Consider the following 21,008-nt stretch of genomic DNA (forward strand, 5'->3'; position numbering starts at 1 on the left):
TTAGGCGGTTGTTCGATGTGCGCCTCGCGAGACGGCGGCGTCGGAGGCGCACGAGCGGCTTCAGGGGGCTGCAGGTCCCGTTGGGGCTCCGGGGGCAGTCAGCCTTGCGTAAACACGCCGCCGGTGTAGCTGAGGTGCGTCCTCGCTGTGGGTCAGCGCTTGATGGCCTCCAGGGCGGTGTCGGGAATCCAGGAGCCGTGGAGTCCGGCGCTCACCCGATGGGGCAGGTGGACGGTGGCGATCCGGTCGAGGCCGGAGGCGTCGAGGACGAGGAGCTGCGAGGCGTCCTGCTTGAGGTCCGAGGTCACGGTGAGGAGGTAGCCGTCGTCCTCGCGGGTGGCTCCGGCGGCGGGGACGAACACCGCTTCGCTGGGCATACGGGCGTCGCCGACCTGGTGGATGCGGCGGGCGCCGGTGGTGCGGTCGTACTTGACGATGCCGTAGCCGCCGAAGCCCTTCTCGTCGGGGAAGGAGATGGCGTACTGGTAGCGGTTCTCAGAGCCCAGGTAGTCCTCGTTGAGGGTCGGGAACTCCACGGTGAGGTCGTCGATGATCTGCTCGTCGACGGTACCGGCCGCCATGTCGACCACCCAGCGGCGCGTGTAGGAGCGGGCGACGGGCTCGGTACCGCGCCCGGGGGCGCCGACCCACCAGTTCCAGGAGAGCTGGAAGCCCTCGCGGTCCACGGTGGGGCCTTCCAGGACGATCCGGCCCTGGCCGTCCTCGTAGGCGTTGGCGACATGCAGCAGGTTGCCGGGCTCGATGGAGAACCAGCGGACCTGCGGGGCGCCGTCGGTGCCACGGGGCATGACGCCGATGCGGGCGGGCTGGGCGTCGCTCCAGCCGTAGGGGATGCCGGAGTGTTCGGCCGGGTCGAAGGTGACATTGCCCTCGATGAAGACCACATGGCGGCGGGTCAGGGCGAAGTCGTGCTTGAGGGAGGCGGTTGCTCCCGGGATCTCGGCGCTGTGGACGATCCCGCCCTTGGCGTCGGCGACGTAGTACGTCAGGAACGGCGGGAAGGGCGAGGAGCCGAAGAAGTGCAACTCCCCGGTGAGCGGGTCCTCCTTGGGGTGCGCGGTCATCGCGCTGCGCAGCGCGCCGTCGAAGTCGTACGCGCCGACGGTCTCCAGGTCCGGGGTGAGTTCGAAGGGGACGTTCGCCTCGCACAGGGCGAGCAGCCGTCCGGCGTGCTCGATGATGTGGGTGCCGGCGGCGCTGGCGGTCAGGTCGGGGCCGTGCTCGGTCATGTAGGGGGCGCCGTCGAGGGCGGGGGTGCGCACCCAGCGGTTGCGGTACCACTCGGCGCGGCCCTCACGGAGGCGGATGCCGTGGACCATGCCGCTGCCCTTGAACCAGTGGGTCGGGGTGACACCGGGCTTGGGGTTGTGGCCGTTGCGGATCAGCCGGCCGTCCAGCTCCGGGGGCAGCGTGCCTTCCACGGTGAGTCCGGTGGCGGTGACCTCGTCGGCGACGGGGGTGTAGTGGCCGGTCAGGTAGGGCTTGGCAGCAGTCATGGCAGGAATCTCTTTCAGTGGATGTGATGCTTTTTTGTCAGGCAGCTTGTTCGGCACGGGCCTTGAGGTGGGAAAGCCAGTTCTCCAGGGAGTCGTGGAGGGCCTTGCCGAGGTGGTCGGCCGCGGCTTCGACCGGGGCGCCGCTCCAGGACTCCTCGGTGCGGACGGTGACGTGGTCGCCGTTCTGCTCGAACGTCCACACGTGAATGCCGGTGATGCCGTCGGCGGGGCCGCCCCACACGATCCGCTCGCCGGGGACCAGTTCGCGCACGGTGGAGGTGATCTCCAGGCCGTGGGTTCGCCAGCCGAAGGAGTTGCCGGGCATCAGGGGGCCGTTGAGTCCGGCCTGGTCGATGTCCGTGTTCCAGGTGGGCCAGGACGCGATGTCGGTGTGCAGCTCCCACACCGTCGCGAGCGGGGCGTTGATCTCGGTGCTCAGGCGGACGATGACGGGGGCGGTCTCGTCGATGGTGACCATGGCTGTGGGTTCCTCTCTCTGGATGACATGTTTCGGTGGCGCGGCTGATCCATTGGTTCAGCCGGATTCAGGAGATTCAGGCGGGTTGCGGGTCGGAGGCCGGGCCGGTGGAGGTGGTTGCGGTCCGCGGGCTGGTGCAGCGGGTGAGGAGCAGCGCGAGGAGGGCTGTTGCGGCCAGGACCGCGGCGGCGACGGTGAAGACGGTGCGGTAGCCGGCGGTGAGGGCTTCCAGATGGGGCTGGTGGGTGGACGCGTGGGCGGTGACGGAGCCGGCCAGGGTGGCCAGGGCGGCGAGGCCGATGGCGCCGCCGACCTGGCGGGTGGTGTTCACCAGGCCGCCGGCCAGGCCCGCGTCCTCCCGTGGGACGCCGTCCACGGCGAGCGCGGTGAGCTGGACGAAGGCGATGCTGAGGCCCAGGCCGATCAGGATGCTCGGGCCGAGGAGGTTGGCGAGGTAGCTGCCGTGGGCGCTGATCTGTGACAGCCACATCAGGCCCGCGGCCTCGGTGAGCAGGGCCGCGGTCACGGTCGCGGAGGCCCCGATGCGCCGGGAGATGCGCGGCACCAGGGCGGCGCCGAGCATGTTGGCGCCGGCGAGCGGGAGTTGTCCCGCTCCGGTGGCCAAGGGGCTGGATCCGAGGACCTGCTGCTGGTAGAGCGGCAGGAAGAAGAACAGGGCGATCCACACCGAGCCCAGCAGCGCCATCAGCAGGTTGCCCGCGGCGACCTGGCCGGTGGTGAACAGACGCGGCGGTATCAGCGCGTTCGGCCTACGGCGCTCGATCACGGCGAATGCCGCGAGCAGCGTGGCGGCGGTCCCGAGGGCTCCCAGCACCCGGCCGTCGGTCCAGCCGGCGCCACGTGCGGTGGTCAGGCCCCAGACCAGGCAGGTCAGGGCGAGGGTGACGGTGGCCGTGCCCAGCAGGTCGAACCGCCCGGCCTTCCGTCCGGCCGCCCGTGGCACGAGCGCAGCCACGGCGGCCAGGACCAGCGCCGCCCCGAGCGCGACCGAGTGGAAGATCCAGGGCCAGCCCCACGCCTGGGTGAGCACACCGCCCAGCAGGACGCCGCCCGCTCCTCCCGCGCCGGAGACAGCCCCCCACACCCCCAGTGCCTTGCCACGCCCCGGGCCGGGCGGGAACTGGTCCATCGTCAGGGCGAGCGCGGCCGGGGCGATGGCGGCGGCGGCAAGGCCCTGAACGGCGCGGGCGGCGATCAGCACGCCCGAAGCGGTGGCCAGTCCCGCCGACAGAGAAGCCGCGGCGAACAGCGCGAGACCGGCGATCAGCACCCGACGGCGGCCGAGGAGGTCGGCCGCCCTCCCGCCCGCCAGGAGCAGTGCCCCGAACGCCAGGCCGTAGGCGTTGACCACCCAGGTGGTTCCGCCGTCCGACAGGCCGACTCCGGCGCGGATCTGAGGAAGCGCCACATTGACGATCGAGGTGGCGAGCATGACGGTGAACTGCGCCGCGGCGAGGGCCGCGAGCACGGCTCCCGGCCGGGAGGCTCGGCGTGCTGCCTGGTTCGTCTGCGTGCGTGCAACGTTCATGGCGCACAGGCTCGTGCCGGACGGTGTCCACTTTCCAGGCCCGACAGGGGCGGGGACTGTCCACTGCTGTCCGCATCCGTCCACCCGCATCTGCCGAGGCATGCGGCTTCGGTTGCTATCGGGGGCCGTGCAGCTCCTGCTGCCACAGGGCTTCGCAGAGCAGGTCCAGGCCCTGGCGCAGGTGGCGACGGTAGGTGCCGTACGGAAGGCCCAGGCGGCGGGCTGCGGCCTCCTGGGTGGGTGCACCGGAGAAGTAGCCTGCCGTCAGGGCCTCGCAGGCGCGCACTCCGCGCGGGTCATGGGCGAGGTCGTCGACGGCCTGGCGCAGCAGGGTGCGCAACTCCCCTACAGGATCACCGAAATCAGCCGCGAGACGGGCGCGCATCAGGGCACAGGCGGCGAAGGCTCCCGCATCGCGCCAGTGCGCCAGCGCCTCACGCACGGCCCCGTCGAACGCGGTACGCGAGATGGGCGACGGTCCGGGTGGAGCCGGCACTTCTGCGGCTGATATGAAGTGGAGAAGCCAGGTCTCCACGGGTATCTGACGCCAGTCGACGCTGAACAGCCCGTAGGTGTGCTCACCGACTCGCGGGCGCGCCCCTGTGTCGCTGAGGGTGCCCTTGACGCGTTCGGCCCAGGTCTCGGCGTCCCGGTAGACGGCGAAGCCATAGGCGCGACCGCGGGCGCGGGCGGCCTCCGCCTGGGCCCGGGAACTGCTCAAGTCGATGACGCGCGAGGGGACCTGGTACCGCTCGGGGTAGATCGAGAAGCGGCTTATGCCGATGTGTTCGCCGGGGCTCACCGGCGCGGTGGCATCGGTGGACTCCCACGCTGCCGCGACGACAGGATCGGTGGCCAGGTCCTGGGGGTCGGGAGGGGCCGGCAGAGCCAGCCGGGCAGTGAATGCCACGATCCGGCCCGTGCTCACGAGACGGTAGACGCTGAAAGCCTGCGGCTGGCGCTGCGCCCAGTAGCGGACCAGTTCCGCGGAGGCGGCTCCCTCGGTCTCCTCGGCCATGCGGAGCACCACATCGATGTCATCCGGGTACAGAGGACGGTCGTGCACCTCGTCCTCGCGGGACCAAGTGCGTAGTCGGGCCAGGGTCTTCCCCTCCCGGAAGAGGTAGAAGAGGTCGTCGGTGACGGTCCACACCCGCTCCTCGGGTGCCTCGCGCAGTATGCGCAGGTACTCTTCCGCCAGGCGCTGGCGCATCGCCTCAAAGGCGTTGGGTGCTCGCCAGCGCAGGTCGGCGGCCAGCGTCTCGCGTGCGGCGTCGTGCGGATAGAGCCCCCGATGCGTGGGCTCCATGAAGGGCAGGTCCCTCAGCCAGGAGAAGAGCAGATGGGCATCCTCCCCGGGCAACACCGCGTCGAGCAGTTCCTCGGACGTCGAGTGAGCCTGTGCCGCCACCTCCAGGGCGCGGCGGTGGGCCGCCGTGGGCACCTCACCGATCAACCCCGCCAACAGGGTGCGCAGGACGTCCGCCGAGGGGGCCCAGATCTCCTCCCTGCTGCAACCCGACGATCCTGCTGCGGCCGCGAGGGACAGAGCCAGCGGGTTGCCTCCGGCGAAGCGGAGCACCCGGTCCCGTAGTTCGTGCCGGATCTGCGCCGCGACCAGCAGGCTGCGGGCCTGTTCCTCGGAGAACGGCTCCAATTCGCTCACGTGCAGGAGCCCGGACCAGGCGGGATCGACGGTCCACTGCGGCTGCGGAGCGCGCCGACCGGCCAGGACGACCAGGGTGTCGTCCGCCGCGCGAGGCAGGAAGTGGTGCCACAGCCAGCTCTCCAGCCACTGGCAGTGCTCGAAGGAGTCCACGAACAGGACCGTGCCCGGAACGTCCAGGAAAGGACCGGCGGCGCGCTCGAAATCGGCCGGGTCCCGGCTCACGAACCGGCCGTCGAGTTCGACGAGCAGCCGGCCCGCCGTACGAGCGTGGTCCGCCAGGCGCCGCAGTAGCGTCGACTTCCCGATGCCGCCCGGCCCGAACACGTAGAACACGAACGGCGCCTGCGGATCGCCGGCCAAAGCCTCCCCGAAGCGCCCGAGTTCCTCGTCCCGGCCTATGAAGGCCCGTACTCGCGCACGGCTCAGTCTCTCTCCCACGGACGCCATGGCGGCTCCCATCCTCCTTTGTCCCAGCACCGGACAGCCATGCCCGGAGACACCCATCAGGCCTCTCGGCGACAGCCACCGGCACGAGGCAGGTGTGGCGGTGCTCCGGCCCGCTTGTGCACCAACCGGCTCCGACCGATCGAGGCTGTGGTGCCACGCATTCGTGTGAAGCGGTGTCGCATCCGGCACTTCGGAGGCCGATTCCGCCTCCAGGACCGCCACTCCGTTAGGGATACTAACAACCGTTAGAGATCCTAACAAGCGTCAGTCACGGCCGGTGCAGCCTGCGTGGACGGAAGTGAAGTCCAGCGACAGGGAGACGGGTCCGCGGGTGTACAGGCCCGTCTCCCGGTAGCGGAAGTCGGGACTGTAGCGGACCTGGTCGAGCACGGGCAGGAGCATCGCGGCGACGGTCTCGATCTCGGCGCGCGCGAAGGCAGCGCCGACGCACTGGTGGAGTCCGGTACCGAAGGCGAGGTGCTGGGCGGCGGCGGTGAAGGAGCGGGCGGTGCCCAGGTCCGGGCGGTGGATGTCGAAGGTGTCCGGGGCGGTGAAGGCGTCGGGGTCGCGGTTGGCCGCGCCGATCATGCAGAAGACGGTGGCACCTGCCGGGACGGTGGTGCCCGCGAACACGGCGTTCTCCTCCGCCTGGCGGGGAATGAGCTGGACCGGCGGGGTGAAGCGCAGGGTCTCGGCGATCGCGGCGGCCAGCAGGTTCGGGTCCTGGCGGACCTGCGCCATCTGCTCGGGGTGGTCGATCAGGTGCTTGAAGAGCAGGGCAAGGGTCTTGTCCGCGGGCTCGGTGGCGGCAGCCAACACATTGATGATCAGCGCGGTGACGTCGCGATTGCTCATGGCGACGCCGTCGAACTCGGCGGTGCACAGCATGGATATCAGGTCCTCGCCGGGGTGGCGGCGCCGCTGTTCGATGACGGGTACGAGATAGGCCTCCAGCTGCTCCGCGCAGTCCATGCAGTGCCGGCGGCGCTCGGGGGTGAGAGTCAGGCTGGTGATGAACTCGGCGACCCCGCTGTGCCAGGCGGCCACCTGCCGCCAGTCCTCTCTGTCCAAACCGAGGACATCGAGGGTCACGTGGACGGCGAAGGGCTTGCCGAAATCGTTGACGAGGTCCATCCGGCCTCGGGAAAGGAAGGGGGCCATGAGCTCGGCGGCGTTGGCGTGGATGGCGCGTATCTGGTTCTGGAGGGCCTGGCCGGTGAAGCCCCGGACGACGATCTTTCGCTTGGCGGTGTGCTCGGCCCCGGTCATCTGGGCGAGGACCGGACCGCGCATCACCGGCTCGGCGCGCACCTGCAGCGTCTGGGTAGTGAACGCCTCGTGGTCCGTCAGTACGCGCTTGACGTCCTGGTAGCGGGAGAGGAAATAGCTGTCGATCGCCGCCTCGTAGTGCACCGGAGTCTGCTCCCTCAGCTGTGCGAAGTAGCGGTAGGGGGCTGCGGCGAAGTCCTCGGTCAGGATGCTGAAACGGGGATTGACCACGGGCATGGTGAAGACCTCTCAAAGTGCGCAGTGCCCGGAAAGAACAAGTACCGGGGAGGCGGGACGTCGACCGTCAGCGGCCGCAGCGAAGCTGGGCAGCAGGCCGCAAGGGAGAACCGGTCGGCGAGGACCTGCTCGCGGGCTCCCGTGGCTGCCCGCGGCGAGGACCGACTCACCGGCGTCCAGGACCGCCGGGTACCGCGGGAAGAAGGAAGTTCGGGCGGCAAGCAGGAGTCGAGTGCCACGGTTGGCAGCAACGCGCGCAACCTGGTCGGGATGCGGGACCTGCCGTGTGATGCGCCCCCACCTCCACCTATTGCGTCCGCGAGAGAGTAAGCAAGCAGGCCTACCCGGGGTACAGGATGAGCGAACGGCGGCACTGGTTCCGGTCGCGGGGAGGGCTTCCCGCAAACCTCCGCCGCCGGTGCGACCGCGCGGGTCGTCTTCGAGGCGCCCGGCGGTCGGACCGACCCCCGCGGCCAACAAGTCCGAGATCGCTCTGACAGCCGGGTTGAAGAAGGCGCGGTGGGTGGCGAGTGTCTCCGAGCCGTTCACCAGTGGCCTGGTGAGCAAGGACGGAACGATCGCCTACGCCCAGGTCACACCGGCGCCCGTGGAGGAGGGGGCCGTCCGGCGGGGGTGGACGACCGGGCCGTCCTCCCACCTGGAGGTACGGAAACCCCCTGCGGCCGAAGGGGTTGGCACCACTGGTCTTCGACGGCGACGCCCTTCCCGTCGGGCGGGTGGCCGTCGGGCGGGGCCGTCGAACCGCGTCCTCCTCGTCGGCGTCTCTGACGGGACGGGACGGGACGGAGGAGCATCTCGCGCGCTCGTCGTCGACATGCCCTGTGATCCAGATCACGGGCCGCAGGTGCATCGTGGGCCGCGTGCCAGTGTCTTCTACAGGGTGTAGGCGACCGGCGAGAACAGGGACAGTGCGGATGGAGCAGAGTCGAGCCCGTGCGTTCGACGAGTTCGTGGCTGCCCGCTGGTCGGCGCTGGTCCACCTGGCCCGTCTGCTCGTCGGAGGCGATCGGCATCGGGCCGAGGACTTGTTGCAGGAGTCCTTGGTCAAGCTCTGGTTCGTCTGGCCCAAGGTCGCGGATGACGCACCGGAGCCGTACGTCCGCAAGGTGATGGTGCGCGCGGCGGCACGCTCGGGACAGCGGCGTTGGTGGGGTGAACGCCCCGTCGAACAGCTGCCCGAGGCGGCGGCGGTCGGCGACGTGTCGGCGGACGTGGTGGAGCGTTCTCGACTGGAGGCCGCGCTGGCCCAGTTGTCGCCGAAGCAGAGGGTGGCGGTGGTGCTGCGCTACTACCAGGACCTGCCCGAGGGGCAGGTGGCGGAGGCGCTCGGGTGCCCGGTGGGCACGGCTCGGTCCCATGCCGCACGCGGAGTGGCGCGGCTGAGGCTGCTCCTGGGCGATGTGAACGAGCCGGTGCGGTGAAGGAGAACCCCATGGATCACTTCGAGCGGCAGCTGGCACAGATGATGCGCGACACCGAGGCGCCCGCACCGTTCGAGCCGAGGCACCAGGAACGTCTCCGGGCAGGGGTGCGTGTCCGCTCTCGCAGACGGGCCGCACAGAGGGCCGCCGGCTCCGCCCTGGCCGTCGTCGGCCTCAGTGTCGGGCTGTTCCTGCTGCCCGGCCATGCGACCTCGTTCGAGCCCAGCCACCCCCGCCCACAGCCCGCGACGAGCCCGTCGCCCTCCGCCCCGCCCGCGACACCCGACGTGTCCCCGAGCGCGCCCTCCTCCTCGGCCACCTCCACTGCCCCCGCGTCCCCGGACGGGACCGCCGCCAACACGCCGCCGGCCACGACCGGGAGTACGACCACGGCCACCGAGACCCCGCCGGGGAGCACGGAGGGCACGTCGCCGCCCTCGACCTCGGCCCCGCCTTCGGGTACGGCGACCGCGGGGAACTAGCCGTCGACCGCCTCGTCCTCGCTCGTCACCCCGTATCGCCCTAGCACCCCCTCGCCCCGAGTGTCTTCGGCCTGCCCCGTGCCAGGTCACAAAAAGGACAAAACATGAAAATCCAAGGGTCACTTGTGCTGAAGGACCTGAGCCGCCTGCCGCACCGCGCACCGGTGGCGACGCACCACCCGGAGCCCGTCCTGGACGTGGTCGTCCCCGTGTTCAATGAGGAGAGAGATGTGGAGCCGAGCGTGCGGCGGCTCCACGCACACCTGTGCGAGACCTTCCCCTATCCGTTCCGTATCACCATCGCCGACAACGCCAGCACGGACAGCACCCCGCGGATCGCCGCTCGGCTGGCAGCCGAACTGCCCGAAGCACAGTGGCTTCGGCTGGCCGAGAAGGGTCGCGGCCGGGCGCTGCGTACCGCCTGGTCGCTCTCGTCGGCCCCCGTACTCGCGTACATGGACGTGGACCTGTCCACGGAACTGACGGCGTTGCTGCCGCTCGTGGCCCCGCTGCTCTCCGGCCACTCCGATATCGCCATCGGCACCCGCCTGGCCCCCGGTTCCCGGGTGGTGCGCGGCCCCAAGCGAGAGATCACCTCTCGCTGCTACAACGCCCTCCTGCGCTCCGTCCTCGCTGTGGGCTTCTCCGACGCGCAGTGCGGATTCAAGGCGGTGCGGCGTGATGTGGCCGAGCGACTACTGCCCCTCGTGCAGGACTCGGAGTGGTTCTTCGACACCGAACTGCTGGTGATCGCCGAGCGTGCCGGGCTGCGCATCCATGAGGTGCCGGTCGACTGGGTGGACGATCCCGACACCCGGGTCGACATCCTCGCCACGGCACTGGCCGACCTGCGCGGCATCGCCAGGATCGGCGGGGCACTGGCGCGGGGCACGCTGCCGCCGGGCGGGTCGCTCCGCGACGGTGGCGCCGACGCACCGGGCAGGCTCGCCGGCCAACTCGTGTGCTTCGCCGCCGTAGGCGCCGTCAGCACCCTCGCATACCTGCTCCTCTACGCGGCGCTGCGCCCGGTGGCCGGATCCCAGGCCGCCAACGCACTCGCGCTGCTGGTCTGCGCCGTCGCCAACACGACCGTGAACAGGCGGCTCACCTTCGGCCTCCGTGGCCGCGGCGGTGTGCTGCGCCACCAGGGCAGGGGCCTGGTCGTCCTCCTGATCGGCCTGGCGCTCACCGGCGGATCGCTCGCCGCCCTGCACCACACGGTGCCCTCGGCCGGGCAGGCCACCGAACTCGCCGTACTCCTCGCCGCCAACCTGGCCGCGACGCTGCTGCGGTTCCTGTTCTTCCGAGCGTGGGTGTTCCGCGCATGATCAGGACCACCGCCCGTACGACCGCGACCGGCACCCTGAGCTGGAACGCGAGGCTGTCACAGCAGCCCGCCGCCACGGGCCCCGACCGCCGGCGCCGGCTGCGCCGCACAGCCGAGCACTACGGCCCCGTACTGGCCGTCTACGGCACGCTCAAGTTCATCGGCTTCGCCGCCTTCATGTGGCTGCTGCACTCCGCCGGCGACTACCGCACGAAGAACCCGCGCTTCGGCGGCGGCGCCCACCCGTGGGACGTCCTGGCCAGCTGGGACGGCTGGTGGTACCAGCAGGTCGCCGCGCACGGGTACGACCCTCAGCTGGTCCCGATCCCCGGCGCCACCGGCCCGATCACACTCGAAGGGAACTCGGCGGCGTTCTTCCCGCTCTACCCGGCGCTGGTGCGGCTGGTCTCCGAGCTCACCGGCCTCGGCCTGTACGGCGCCGGCCTGCTGGTCTCCGTCGTCGCCTCCTTGGCCGCCGCCCTGGGCATCTACGCCATCACCGAACACCTCGGCGGCAGACGGGCCGGGCTGGCCGCAGCCGGACTCTGGGCCGTCTGGCCCGGTTCCGGCGTGGAGTGGGCGGTCTACTCCGACTCCCTCTACGTGGCCCTGGCCGTCTGGGCCTGCCATGCCGTCCTGAGCCGCCGCTGGCTCACCGCCGGTCTCCTCACCTGCGTGGCAGGGCTCAACCGGCCCACCGCCGTGGCGCTGATCGCCGCCGTCGCCGTCGCGGCCCTGCTCGCGCTCCACCGTCACCGCGACGGCATCCTGCGTCCGGTGGCCGCGATGGCCGTCGCCCCGCTCGGTCTCCTCGCCCATCTCGGCTGGGTGGGTCACCAAATGGGCGACTACGGCGGCTACTTCAGGCTTCAGTCCGGTGCCTGGGCCCACGAGTGGGACTACGGCCGGCATACCCTCGACGTCCTCACATCCGTCCCGGTGGGCCACTTCGACTATCTCTCCGCCTGGCCCTTCGCGGACCTGATCGGCGTCGGTGTCGTCCTGCTCGCGCTCGCACTGCTCCCGCTGCTGATCCGGCTGCGTCCCCCGGCCGTCCTGACGGTCTACACCGTCCTCACCCTCGTCCTCGTCCTCGGCAGCCAGCAGATATTCGGCAACGTCTCCCGCTATCTGCTCCCCCTCTTCCCGCTCTTTCTCCCGGTCGCCCTCGCCCTGCGCCGCCTCAGCCTGACCCACCAGCTCATGCTCCTCGGCATCGCGGCCCTGGCTTCCGGCTCGTACGCGGGCTACGCCCTTTTCGAACTCGGCGTCCCGTAACCGACGGACCCAGGAATGGATGCCCGATGACCACGACCCTGCCCACCACCAAGCGGTCGGCCTCGAGGCCGGCACACCGTGCTCCTACACGCGATCCAGGTCCCGTACGGACCGGCGCCCCCGAGCAGCGGCGACTGCTCGACCGACTGCCCCCCACGGACCTCCGGGTGCTCCGGCTCTACCTGTTCACGCGCCTCGGGCTGTGGCTCGTCGCCTACTGCACCGCCTGGCTGTCCCCTGCCGGATCCGACGCCAGGACACCCGCCCCATGGCTGTCCCGCTGGGAGCAATGGGACTGGGTGCACTATCAACACATAGGCCAGTACGGCTACTTCGACCCCTTCCCGGGAGTCGACCCCGCGTCCGACAACCGGGTGGCCTTCTTCCCCGGTTTCCCCCTCCTGCTGCGCGGCGTGCACACCCTCATCACCGACTGGACCGTGGCCGGCCTGCTGATCTCCCTGGTGAGCGGTGCGGTGGCCGTCGTAGCCCTGGCCAGGATCGCCGGACTGGGCCGACCGGACAGCGCTCGGGCCGGCCAACGGGCCACGGGCTTTCTGTTGCTGTCGCCCGCCGCGGTGTTCCTGGCAGCCGGATACACGGAATCCCTCTTCCTCGCGTTTGCGCTGCCGGCCTGGCTCGCGGCGAAGAACCGCAACTGGCCAATCGCGGGCGTTCTCGCCGCCTTGGCCACCACCACCCGGATCAGCGGCCTGTTCCTTGCCACCGCGATCACGGTCGAATGCCTCCTGGCCCGGGACGACCGCCGAGGGCGCCGCCGTTGGCGCTCCCTGCCCTGGTGTGCTTTGCCCGTCTTACCCGCCACCGCCTACACCGTCTACCTGCACGCGAACACCGGCGACTGGACAGCCTGGAAGCACGCGCAGGAACGCGGCTGGTACCGCGACTTCCACACCCCCGCCGAAGCGTTCCGGAACACCTGGCGGAACGCCTTCGACCACCTCCAGACCACCGGCTACGCCTGGGAGTTCCAGCTCGAACTGGCCGCGATGGCGGTCGGTGTCCTGCTGCTCTTCTTCCTTCTGCTCCGCCGCCGCTGGCCGGAAGCCGTGTTCATCGGGCTCAATCTCTGGGCCCTGGGGACGTCGTACTGGTACCTGTCCATCCCCCGCGCAACCCTGCTCTGGTGGCCGCTGTGGACCGGCCTGGCCCACTGGAGCCTGCGGCGCACATGGGTGAAGGAGGCGTACGTCGGCGTAGTGGCTCCGCTGACGGTGGTGCTCGCGGTGACGTTCACCTCGGGCCACTGGGCCGGCTGACACGAACCGAACCGGCGCTCTCGGCTTGGTCGGCCGATGCCGGCAGAGCTGACCGCAGTCCTTCCATCGACGAGTTCGTGCAGGGCCCCGCACCCGGCCCGGCGCGGTAGCCGGGGACAAGGCCCACTCGTCCTGCGGCAACCGCGCCTACCTGCGCAAACGCCACGTCAAAGCAGCCATCCCCGAGAAGAATGACCAGGCCGCCAGCCGGAAGAGCAAAGGCGGCAGGGGAGGCCGACCCGTCAGCCACGACGCCGACCTCTACAAGGAGCGGTCGCCCCCGGCCAGAAACCCGGCGCATCAGTTCCGGGACATCTGACCGGCTCGTCACCGTCCCGGTCCGTCACTGAGAGTACGTGCGCGGTTCGCGAGCCTGCCCTGTTCAGGGGAGGATAAGGGGGCTGGGGGTGCATAGCGCCCCAATCCGACCGGGACGCCGAGTGATGGACAAGCCAACGAGAGCAGCCGGATCCGCAGGAGTGACATCGAGCGCCGCAGTGTTCGGCGCGCCGTGCTGGGTCAGTCTGATGACACGTGACCTGCAGGGCGCGCAGGATTTCTACGGCGCGGTCATGGGGTGGGAATTCCGGAAGGGCGTACTGGGCGACGAGTTCAGTACCGCTTTCCTCGAGGGTGCGCCGGTCGCCGGAATCGGGGCGCTGGCGTCCATGTTGCAGGTCGCCGTCGCCTGGACCCCGTACTTCGCCGTCATCGATACGGATGAGACCGCCGCGCGTATCCGGGAGCGCAGCGGCACCGTCGCGGTCGGCCCGCTCACCTTCACCATGGGACGGGGGGCGCTGGCTGCCGACCGTGACGGCGCCGTCTTCGGCATCTGGGAGGGACTGCTCGTCTCGGACTGGCTGACCGGGCGCAAGAAGGCGCCCGTCTGGCTGCGTCTGCGGACCCGCAACGCCTTCGAAGCGGCGATCTTCTACGGCGAAGTCCTCGAGTGGGCATCCGATCGCCCCGGCTCCTGCCAGGTCGACTACGAAGAGGACGAAGTCGTGCTGCGCAGCAAGGGGCATGTGCTCGCGCGCCTCAGCTCCGGCGCGACGGGGGCGGCACCGGACCCCACGCTCCGGCCCCACTGGCACTGCCACTTCCCGGTCGGCGACGTCGAGGCCACCGTGGAGGCAGCCCGCCGCAATGGAGGTCTCGTCCTGGGACAGAGCTCGATGCCGCAGGGCGAGGAGGCCACGCTGCGCGATCCGGACGGCGCCCTGTTCACCGTCACCAGCAGCACAGTCCCCGAATGAGTCTCAGGGCTGCCCGGGAGTGACCCCTCCCCGGAGGCGTGCCAGGTCCGAGGGGCGGACCTGGATGGCCAGGAGGGCGATCACCGCGGCGATCACCGTGAAGATGGCGGCCACGGTGAACGCGACGGAGACTCCGGAGGTCAGCACCTCGTCGCCCCACGGCGGTGGGAGCTGTCCGGTGCGCCGGAAGCTCAGCCGTTCCACCGGGGTGGCCTGGGCCATGAAGAGCGGTATCTGGTCCTTGGCCTCGTTGCGGCTGGCCGTACCGAAGACCGTCACCAGAATGGACAGGCCGAGCGAACCGCCCACCTGCTGAGTCGCGTTGAGCATGCCGGAGGCCGCGCCCGACTCATGTCTGGGCACACCGGAGACGGCCATCAGGGTCAGCGAGACGAAGTTCATCCCCATGCCGAGGCCGAAGATGAGCACCGGTCCCAGGATGCTGCCCAGATAGGTCGAATGGATATCGGTGAGGGTCAGCCAGGACAGTCCCACCGCGGCCAGGATCGCACCGGTCACCATGAACGGTTTCGGTCCGTACTTCGGCAGAAGTTGGGAGGCGATGCCCGCCCCCACCGCGATGACCGCGCTCACCGGCAGAAAGGCGAGGCCGGCCTGGAGCGGGCTGAAGTCCAGCACGTCCTGTACGAAGAGCGTGAGGAAGAAGAACATGCCGAAGATCGCGGCGGCGAGGCTCAGCATGATTCCGTAGGTGCCTGCCCTATTGCGGTCGGCGAACATGTGCAGTGGCGTGATCGGCTGCTTCGAGCGGCGCTCAATGAGGATGAAGGTCGTGAGGAGCACCACCGCCGCGGCGAACGACGCGAGCGTGAGCCGGTCGCGCCAGCCTTCCTGCGCGGCCCGGATGAAGCCGTAGACCAGCGCGACCATGCCGAGCGTCGAGGTCACCGCACCGGCCAGGTCGAAGTGACCCGGATGGCGCTCGGACTCCTTGATGTGGCGGGGCGTCGCCAGAACGATGAGCAGGGCGATCGGCACATTGACGAAGAACACCCAGCGCCAGTCGAGCCATTCGACGAGGATGCCGCCTGCCAGCAGACCGATCGCGCCGCCGCCCGCGGAGACCGCCGCGAAAGCTCCGAACGCCCGGTTGCGGGCCGGGCCTTCGGTGAAGGTGGTGGTGATCAGTGCGAGCGCGGTCGGCGACGCGATGGCGCCGCCGACGCCCTGCAGGGCGCGAGAGGCAAGGAGCTGGCCGGAGTTCTGGGAGAGGCCGCCGAGCAGAGAGGCGAGCGCGAAGAGCAGGACGCCGAACATGAAGACCCGGCGGCGGCCGAGTATGTCACCGGTGCGGCCGCCGAGAAGGAGCAGGCCGCCGAAGGTGAGCGTATAGGCGCTGACGACCCAGGAAAGGCTCGTGGTCGAGAAGTTCAGCGCGCTCTGGATGTGCGGGAGCGCGATGTTCACGATGGTGACATCGAGTACCACCATCAACTGGCACGAGGCGATGACGAGGAGCGCGATCCCGTTGCCGCCGAGTTTCTTGTCCGACGCGGCGGTCTGCGTGGGTATCGGCTGCGGGGTCGTCATGGCGGATCGTGTCCCTCTTACGAGGGTCAGTAGACGAATCCGTCTACCCATCGACGGTAAACCCGGGGCGGGCACACCACCAATCGATCAAGACCGTTCCGCGGCAGTCTCCGCGATGAAGGCACGCAGCGCTTCCGTCAGGCGCTCCGGCTGGTCCTCGGCGATCAGCGTGCAGCTGTCCTCGATCTCCAGCAGCCGCCCCTTCGGCAGCAGTTCGGCCAGCCGCCGGCCGTGTTCCCCCGGCATCATCCGGTCCTCCGTTGCCCACACCACCAGCGCGGGCCGGTCGAACTTCCGTAGTCCTTCGGCCGCTTCGAGGAGTTCGGTCTTGCGTACACCCGCGTTGTAGCGGCGGAAGTCGTTCCTGATGGCCTTGTCGGTGAGCAGCGGCCGCAGCCAGCCGTCGGCGATCTCGTGCGGTACGGGACGCCTGGTGAGCGCGCCGAGGCCGATGGGCAGTCGGCGCAGCGGCTTCAGCGCCAGGATCCGGGCCATCAGCGCGACGCCGCCGGGCACTTTGCAGACGAGCGAGATCATCTTGCCGGGTGCGCCCGGCGGGTAGTTGTCGAAGGCCTCGCACGAGATGAGCACGAGCCGGGCGAGCCGCTCGGGATGGCGTCCCGCGACGGTCTGCGCGCGTCCGCAGTCGCTCTCGACGAGGGTCACCTCGCGCAGGTCCAGGCGGTCCAGGAACTCCGCGATCAGCTCATTGACGGAGTCGGGGCCGAGCGGGACGTCCGGGCGCATGGGGGTGCGGTGCGAGCCGTAGGGCAGGGTCGGGGCGATACAGCGGTGGTCCCGTCCCAGTCCGGCGACGACCTTGCGCCAGACCGTCGCGTCGTGGACCAGACCGTGCAGCAGGACAACGACGGGGCCGGGGCCTCCCGTGTCCTCGTACGCGATCGTCCCTGCGCCGAGTTCGATCTCCGGCATGACGGCTCCCCTCGGGTCATAACGATGTTATGTACTGAGTCTCCGGGCCGCCGGACCCCGGTCAGGGGAGCACGGCCACACCGTCGAGCTCGACCAGGGCCTCGTCGTCCCAGAGCCGGACAGTGCCGATCACCGCCATCGCGGGGTAGTCACGGCCCGCCAACCGCCGCCAGATACGGCCCAGTTCACCCGCATGAACGCGGTAGTCGGCGACATCGGTGGCGTAGACCGTGACCCGGGCGAGGTCCTGCGGGGCGCCGCCGGAGGCCGCGAGGGCGGTGAGCAGATTCGCCAGTGCCGTCTCGAACTGCTCGGGCAGCGTCTCGCCGACGATCTTCCCGTCGGTGTCCAGCGCGGTCTGCCCGGCCAGGAACACAAGGCGTGAGCCGGTGGCGGTGACAGCGTGCGAGAAGCCGGTGGGCGGCGAGAGCTCGGCCGGATTGTGGCGGTGCAGGCTCATGCGTGCGGCTCCTCTGCGTGCGGCTCCTTCAGGTACTGCTCCTTCGCGCACGGCTCCTTCGCGTACTGCTCCTTCGCGTACGGCCCCTTCGCGTACTGCTCCTTCGCGTACGGCCCCTTCGCGTACTGCTCCTTCGCGTACGGCCCCTTCGCGTACTGCTCCTTGGAGTACAGCTCCTTGGCGATGATCGTGCGCTGGACCTCGGTGGCGCCCTCGTAGATCCGGGGGGCACGGACCTCTCGGTAGAGGTGTTCCAGAAGGTGGCCGCGCTGGAGCGCGCGGGCGCCGTGCAGCTGGACGGCGGCGTCCACGACGTACTGCGCGGTCTCCGTCGCCAGTAGCTTCGCCATCGCGGACCGCTTCGGCACGTCGGCGTCCCCTTCGTCATACGCGGCGGCCGCGGCGTACACGAGAAGCCGGGCGGCCTCGGTCCGTGTCGCCATCTCGGCGACCTGGTGGGCGACGGACTGGAGCTCCTTGAGCGGACCGCCGAAGGCAGTACGGCGGGCGGTGTGCTCGAGGGCCGCGTCCAGGGCGGCCTGGGCCATACCGACTGCGAAAGCGCCGACGCTGGGCCGGAAGAGGTTCAGGGTGTTCATGGCGACACGGAAGCCGCGGTCGGTCTCGCCGAGGACGTCGTCGCCGGTCACCGGCACACCGTTGAAAGCAAGTGCGCCGATGGGGTGCGGCGAGAGCATCTCCAGCGCGGTCCCGGTCAGTCCCGGCCGGTCCGCCGGGACGAGGAACGCGGTGACTCCACGCGCGCCCGCGCCCTCCGTCGTACGGGCGAAGACGGTGTAGAAGTCAGCCTCGGGGGCGTTGGAGATCCAGCGCTTCTCACCGCTCAGCCGCCAGCCTCCTTGATCCGGCACGGCTTTGAGGGCGAGTGCCGCCGCGTCCGAGCCGGCGTCCGGCTCGCTCAGCGCGAAGGCGGCAACGGCACGCCCCGCGATCACCTCGGGCAGCCAGCGCTCCTGCTGGGCGGCCGTACCCGCCTGGACCAGCGGGTAGCTGCCCAGACCCTGGAGGGCGAGCGCGGTCTCGGCCTCCGTACTGCCGTACGCCAGCGATTCGCGCAGCAGGCAGAGCTCGAGCGCACCGGCCCCGAACAGGCTTTGCAGCAAGCCGAGTTCGCCGAGAGCGGCGACCAACGGGCGGTTGACGCGGCCCGGCTCCGCCTTCTCCGCGAGTGGTCGCAGCCGCTCGTCGGCCAGGGTGCGCAGCTGCGCACACCAGGCGGTCTGTGCCGGATCGAGTGAAAATACGGGCATCCGTGCCCCCACTTCGTGCGGCCGGGGGTCCGGGGGGTGCCCCCTGGGAAAGCAGGGTATCGCGGACCGTTGACTGTCGTCACCTTCACGATACGCTCGATTCGCGACCCCACCACGAGAAGGGGCGAACCATGGAGCTGACACCCTCGGCCCACCTCGACACCTTTCCGCGCGACCACCTCCCGCCCACCGGGCAGTGGCCGGAAATCCTCCTCGACCTGCCCGAACTGAACTATCCGCAGCGGCTCAACTGCGGGGCCGAGCTGCTGGACCGTACGATCGAGCGATTCGGCGCCGAGCGGCCCGTCTTCCGTACCGGCGGCGGCGAGGTCTGGACCTACGGAGAGCTGCGCGACCAGGTCGACCGGATCGCGCATGTCCTCACCTCCGGTCTTGGAGTGGTCCCCGGAAATCGCGTCCTGCTGCGCGGCCCGACGAGCCCCTGGCTCGCCGCCTGCTGGCTGGCCGTGATGAAGGCGGGCGCGGTGGCGGTCACCGTTCTGGCCCAGCAGCGGGCCAGGGAACTGGCCACGGTCTGCGAGATCGCCGCCGTCAGTCACGCCCTGTGCGACATCCGGTCGGTCGACGATCTGGCGAAGGCGGAGGTGCCGGGGCTGCGCATCACGGCGTACGGCGGTGACTCCCCCGACGATCTGCTGGGACTGGCCGCCGGCGCGGCGCCGGAGCCGTACCAAGCGGTGGCGACCGCGGCCGACGATGTCGCGCTGATCGCATTCACCTCGGGCACGACCGGCCGCCCCAAAGGATGCATGCACTTCCACCGGGATGTGCTGGCCGTAGCGGACACCTTCTCCGCGCGAGTACTGCGGCCCGAGCCCGACGATGTCTTCGCGGGCAGCCCGCCCCTGGGCTTCACTTTCGGGCTCGGCGGCTTGGTGATCTTCCCGATGCGGGCGGGAGCGTCGGCGCTGCTGCTCGAACAGGCGGGCCCCAGGCAGCTGTTGTCCGCGATCGCCGCGCACCGGGTGTCGGTCCTGTTCACCGCGCCGACCGCGTACCGCGTGATGCTGGACGAGCTCGAGGCGCACGACACCGGTTCGCTGCGGCGCTGTGTGTCCGCCGGTGAGAATCTGCCCGCCGCCACCTGGCGTGCCTGGCAGGAGCGGACCGGGCTGCGCATCATCAACGGCATCGGCGCGACCGAGCTGCTGCACATCTTCATCTCGGCGGCGGACGAGTCGATCAGGCCGGGGACCACCGGGATCCCGGTTCCGGGGTGGCACGCGCGCGTGGTGGACACCGCCGGCCTGCCGGTCCCGGACGGCGAACCGGGGCTGCTGGCCGTACGCGGCCCGGTGGGCTGCCGCTATCTGGCCGACCCTCGCCAGGGGGAGTATGTACATGACGGCTGGAACGTCACAGGCGACACGTATGTACGTGAGCCGGACGGCTATTTCCGCTATGTCGCACGCGCCGACGACATGATCATTTCGGCCGGCTACAACATCGCGGGACCGGAGGTGGAGGACGCGCTGCTGCACCACCCGGATGTGGCGGAGGTTGCGGTGATCGGCCGTACCCACCCGCTGCGGGGCCAGATCGTGGTGGCGTACGTCGTGCTGCGCGACGGGGTCCCGGCCGGCGACGACACCGCCGCCGCGCTGACCGACTCCGTGAAACGGCGGCTGACACCGTACAAATGTCCGCGCGAGATCGTCTTCCTCGACGCGCTTCCGCGCACCCCGACCGGCAAGCTGCAGCGCTACCGGCTGCGGGCCATAGAGTGATCACGTGGCCGAGCAGCACACCCCCCGCTCCCTGATCGTCACCCTGTACGGCGCGTACGGACGCGAACGGTCGGGGTCTCTCCCCGTGGCCGAACTCATCCGTCTGCTGGCGGTCCTCGACGTCGACGCCCCGTCGGTACGTTCCTCGGTCTCCCGGCTCAAACGCCGCGGTCTGCTGATCCCCGAGCGCACCGCGGACGGGGCCGCCGGTTACGCGCTGTCGGCGGATGCGCGCCAGCTGCTCGACGACGGGGACCGGCGTATCTACACCCGGCACTCCCCCTCACTGTCCGACGGCTGGGTGCTCGTCGTCTTCTCGGTGCCGGAGGCCGAGCGCCACAAGCGCCATCTGCTGCGTTCCCGGCTGGCCCGGCTCGGCTTCGGGTCGGCGGCGCCCGGTGTCTGGATCGCGCCGGCGCGGCTGTACGAGGAGACCCGGCACACGCTGCGGCGGCTCCAGCTCGACCCGTATGTCGAGCTGTTCCGCGGCGAGCACCTCGGCTTCGCGCCCACGGCGGAGGCGGTGGCGCGCTGGTGGGATCTGGCGGCGATCGCCAAGCAGCACGAGGAGTTCCTGGATCTGCACGGGCCGGTGCTGCGGGCGTGGGAGGCGCGCGACGAGGTGCCTGCGCAGGGCGCGTACCGGGACTATCTGTCGGCGCTGGACTCCTGGCGGCGGCTGCCGTACGTGGATCCGGGCCTGCCGGTCGAGCTGCTGCCGCAGGGCTGGCCGGGCGGACGGTCGGCGGAGGTCTTCGCCCGGCTGCACGCGCTGCTGCGGGACGCGGGCGCGGCGTTCGTGCAACCGTGA

At 70.3% G+C, this 21,008-nt stretch carries 17 protein-coding genes and 1 pseudogene; 9 read left to right on the forward strand and 9 right to left on the reverse strand.

Annotated features, from left to right (window positions below):
- Positions 1–152: 152 nt before the first annotated feature.
- The 5 genes from AB0D12_RS30660 to AB0D12_RS30680 form a co-directional block, all read right to left on the reverse strand.
- A complete protein-coding gene (locus AB0D12_RS30660) occupies positions 153–1,517 on the reverse strand; it encodes a carotenoid oxygenase family protein (RefSeq protein WP_362689872.1) in 1,365 nt (454 codons plus the stop codon).
- A 37-nt stretch (positions 1,518–1,554) separates the two neighbouring features.
- Positions 1,555–1,995: an SRPBCC family protein gene (locus AB0D12_RS30665; protein ID WP_362689875.1), complete on the reverse strand. Its 441-nt coding sequence runs from the start codon at positions 1,993–1,995 to the stop codon at positions 1,555–1,557.
- Between the two features lie 76 nt (positions 1,996–2,071).
- Positions 2,072–3,544: an MFS transporter gene (locus AB0D12_RS30670; RefSeq protein ID WP_362689878.1), complete on the reverse strand. Its 1,473-nt coding sequence runs from the start codon at positions 3,542–3,544 to the stop codon at positions 2,072–2,074.
- A gap of 115 nt (positions 3,545–3,659) precedes the next feature.
- Complete coding sequence (locus tag AB0D12_RS30675; protein WP_362689881.1) at positions 3,660–5,660, reverse strand: ATP-binding protein; 2,001 nt, start codon at positions 5,658–5,660, stop codon at positions 3,660–3,662.
- Positions 5,661–5,924: 264 nt separating this feature from the next.
- The gene (locus AB0D12_RS30680) at positions 5,925–7,166 is read right to left on the reverse strand and encodes a cytochrome P450, cyclodipeptide synthase-associated (protein WP_362689884.1); all 1,242 of its coding nucleotides are present in this window, start codon (positions 7,164–7,166) and stop codon (positions 5,925–5,927) included.
- Between the two features lie 935 nt (positions 7,167–8,101).
- On the opposite strand from AB0D12_RS30680, the gene AB0D12_RS30685 reads away from it, so the two are divergent.
- From AB0D12_RS30685 to AB0D12_RS30715, 7 genes and pseudogenes are all read left to right on the forward strand, one after another.
- A complete protein-coding gene (locus AB0D12_RS30685) occupies positions 8,102–8,608 on the forward strand; it encodes a SigE family RNA polymerase sigma factor (RefSeq protein ID WP_362689887.1) in 507 nt (168 codons plus the stop codon).
- 11 nt (positions 8,609–8,619) lie between these two features.
- Complete coding sequence (locus AB0D12_RS30690; protein ID WP_362689890.1) at positions 8,620–9,090, forward strand: hypothetical protein; 471 nt, start codon at positions 8,620–8,622, stop codon at positions 9,088–9,090.
- Between the two features lie 104 nt (positions 9,091–9,194).
- The gene (locus tag AB0D12_RS30695) at positions 9,195–10,418 is read left to right on the forward strand and encodes a glycosyltransferase (RefSeq protein WP_362689893.1); all 1,224 of its coding nucleotides are present in this window, start codon (positions 9,195–9,197) and stop codon (positions 10,416–10,418) included.
- On the forward strand, positions 10,415–11,695 hold the full coding sequence (locus AB0D12_RS30700) for a glycosyltransferase family 39 protein (RefSeq protein WP_362689896.1): 1,281 nt from the start codon (positions 10,415–10,417) through the stop codon (positions 11,693–11,695). The genes AB0D12_RS30695 and AB0D12_RS30700 overlap by 4 nt, the downstream gene beginning before the upstream one ends.
- Before the next feature lie 26 nt (positions 11,696–11,721).
- Positions 11,722–12,975 carry a glycosyltransferase family 39 protein gene (locus AB0D12_RS30705; RefSeq protein WP_362689899.1) on the forward strand — a complete coding sequence of 418 codons (1,254 nt, stop codon included), beginning with the start codon at positions 11,722–11,724 and terminating at the stop codon, positions 12,973–12,975.
- Between the two features lie 70 nt (positions 12,976–13,045).
- Positions 13,046–13,252 (forward strand): annotated as a pseudogene (locus AB0D12_RS30710) (IS5/IS1182 family transposase); the annotation flags it as partial.
- 166 nt (positions 13,253–13,418) lie between these two features.
- A complete protein-coding gene (locus tag AB0D12_RS30715) occupies positions 13,419–14,234 on the forward strand; it encodes a VOC family protein (RefSeq protein WP_362689902.1) in 816 nt (271 codons plus the stop codon).
- Positions 14,235–14,237: 3 nt separating this feature from the next.
- Here AB0D12_RS30715 and AB0D12_RS30720 read toward each other — a convergent pair whose 3' ends face one another.
- The 4 genes from AB0D12_RS30720 to AB0D12_RS30735 all read right to left on the reverse strand — a co-directional run bounded on the left by AB0D12_RS30720 (position 14,238) and on the right by AB0D12_RS30735 (position 18,449).
- A complete protein-coding gene (locus tag AB0D12_RS30720; RefSeq protein WP_362689905.1) occupies positions 14,238–15,785 on the reverse strand; it encodes an MFS transporter in 1,548 nt (515 codons plus the stop codon).
- 87 nt (positions 15,786–15,872) lie between these two features.
- The gene (locus AB0D12_RS30725) at positions 15,873–16,718 is read right to left on the reverse strand and encodes an alpha/beta hydrolase (RefSeq protein ID WP_362689908.1); all 846 of its coding nucleotides are present in this window, start codon (positions 16,716–16,718) and stop codon (positions 15,873–15,875) included.
- Positions 16,719–16,779: 61 nt separating this feature from the next.
- A complete protein-coding gene (locus AB0D12_RS30730) occupies positions 16,780–17,178 on the reverse strand; it encodes a RidA family protein (RefSeq protein ID WP_362689911.1) in 399 nt (132 codons plus the stop codon).
- Complete coding sequence (locus tag AB0D12_RS30735; protein WP_362689914.1) at positions 17,175–18,449, reverse strand: acyl-CoA dehydrogenase family protein; 1,275 nt, start codon at positions 18,447–18,449, stop codon at positions 17,175–17,177. Before AB0D12_RS30735 ends, AB0D12_RS30730 begins: the two co-directional genes overlap by 4 nt.
- A gap of 131 nt (positions 18,450–18,580) precedes the next feature.
- Between AB0D12_RS30735 and AB0D12_RS30740 the strand changes: the two genes are divergently transcribed.
- Both AB0D12_RS30740 and AB0D12_RS30745 read left to right on the forward strand, forming a co-directional pair.
- Positions 18,581–20,197 carry an AMP-binding protein gene (locus AB0D12_RS30740; protein ID WP_362689917.1) on the forward strand — a complete coding sequence of 539 codons (1,617 nt, stop codon included), beginning with the start codon at positions 18,581–18,583 and terminating at the stop codon, positions 20,195–20,197.
- 4 nt (positions 20,198–20,201) lie between these two features.
- Positions 20,202–21,008: a PaaX family transcriptional regulator C-terminal domain-containing protein gene (locus tag AB0D12_RS30745; RefSeq protein ID WP_362689920.1), complete on the forward strand. Its 807-nt coding sequence runs from the start codon at positions 20,202–20,204 to the stop codon at positions 21,006–21,008.

The organism is Streptomyces sp. NPDC048479 (genome assembly GCF_040651435.1).
Taxonomy (GTDB): domain Bacteria; phylum Actinomycetota; class Actinomycetes; order Streptomycetales; family Streptomycetaceae; genus Streptomyces.

What these genes read in the sequence shown, in the direction of transcription:
- AB0D12_RS30660 (WP_362689872.1), bottom strand. Translation starts at nt 1,517, where the DNA reads ATGACTGCTGCCAAGCCCTACCTGACCGGCCACTACACCCCCGTCGCC.
- AB0D12_RS30700 (WP_362689896.1), top strand. Translation starts at nt 10,415, where the DNA reads ATGATCAGGACCACCGCCCGTACGACCGCGACCGGCACCCTGAGCTGG.
- AB0D12_RS30680 (WP_362689884.1), bottom strand. Translation starts at nt 7,166, where the DNA reads ATGCCCGTGGTCAATCCCCGTTTCAGCATCCTGACCGAGGACTTCGCC.
- AB0D12_RS30665 (WP_362689875.1), bottom strand. Translation starts at nt 1,995, where the DNA reads ATGGTCACCATCGACGAGACCGCCCCCGTCATCGTCCGCCTGAGCACC.
- AB0D12_RS30705 (WP_362689899.1), top strand. Translation starts at nt 11,722, where the DNA reads ATGACCACGACCCTGCCCACCACCAAGCGGTCGGCCTCGAGGCCGGCA.
- AB0D12_RS30720 (WP_362689905.1), bottom strand. Translation starts at nt 15,785, where the DNA reads ATGACGACCCCGCAGCCGATACCCACGCAGACCGCCGCGTCGGACAAG.
- AB0D12_RS30695 (WP_362689893.1), top strand. Translation starts at nt 9,195, where the DNA reads ATGAAAATCCAAGGGTCACTTGTGCTGAAGGACCTGAGCCGCCTGCCG.
- AB0D12_RS30675 (WP_362689881.1), bottom strand. Translation starts at nt 5,660, where the DNA reads ATGGCGTCCGTGGGAGAGAGACTGAGCCGTGCGCGAGTACGGGCCTTC.
- AB0D12_RS30715 (WP_362689902.1), top strand. Translation starts at nt 13,419, where the DNA reads ATGGACAAGCCAACGAGAGCAGCCGGATCCGCAGGAGTGACATCGAGC.
- AB0D12_RS30670 (WP_362689878.1), bottom strand. Translation starts at nt 3,544, where the DNA reads ATGAACGTTGCACGCACGCAGACGAACCAGGCAGCACGCCGAGCCTCC.
- AB0D12_RS30735 (WP_362689914.1), bottom strand. Translation starts at nt 18,449, where the DNA reads ATGCCCGTATTTTCACTCGATCCGGCACAGACCGCCTGGTGTGCGCAG.
- AB0D12_RS30730 (WP_362689911.1), bottom strand. Translation starts at nt 17,178, where the DNA reads ATGAGCCTGCACCGCCACAATCCGGCCGAGCTCTCGCCGCCCACCGGC.
- AB0D12_RS30725 (WP_362689908.1), bottom strand. Translation starts at nt 16,718, where the DNA reads ATGCCGGAGATCGAACTCGGCGCAGGGACGATCGCGTACGAGGACACG.
- AB0D12_RS30690 (WP_362689890.1), top strand. Translation starts at nt 8,620, where the DNA reads ATGGATCACTTCGAGCGGCAGCTGGCACAGATGATGCGCGACACCGAG.
- AB0D12_RS30740 (WP_362689917.1), top strand. Translation starts at nt 18,581, where the DNA reads ATGGAGCTGACACCCTCGGCCCACCTCGACACCTTTCCGCGCGACCAC.
- AB0D12_RS30685 (WP_362689887.1), top strand. Translation starts at nt 8,102, where the DNA reads ATGGAGCAGAGTCGAGCCCGTGCGTTCGACGAGTTCGTGGCTGCCCGC.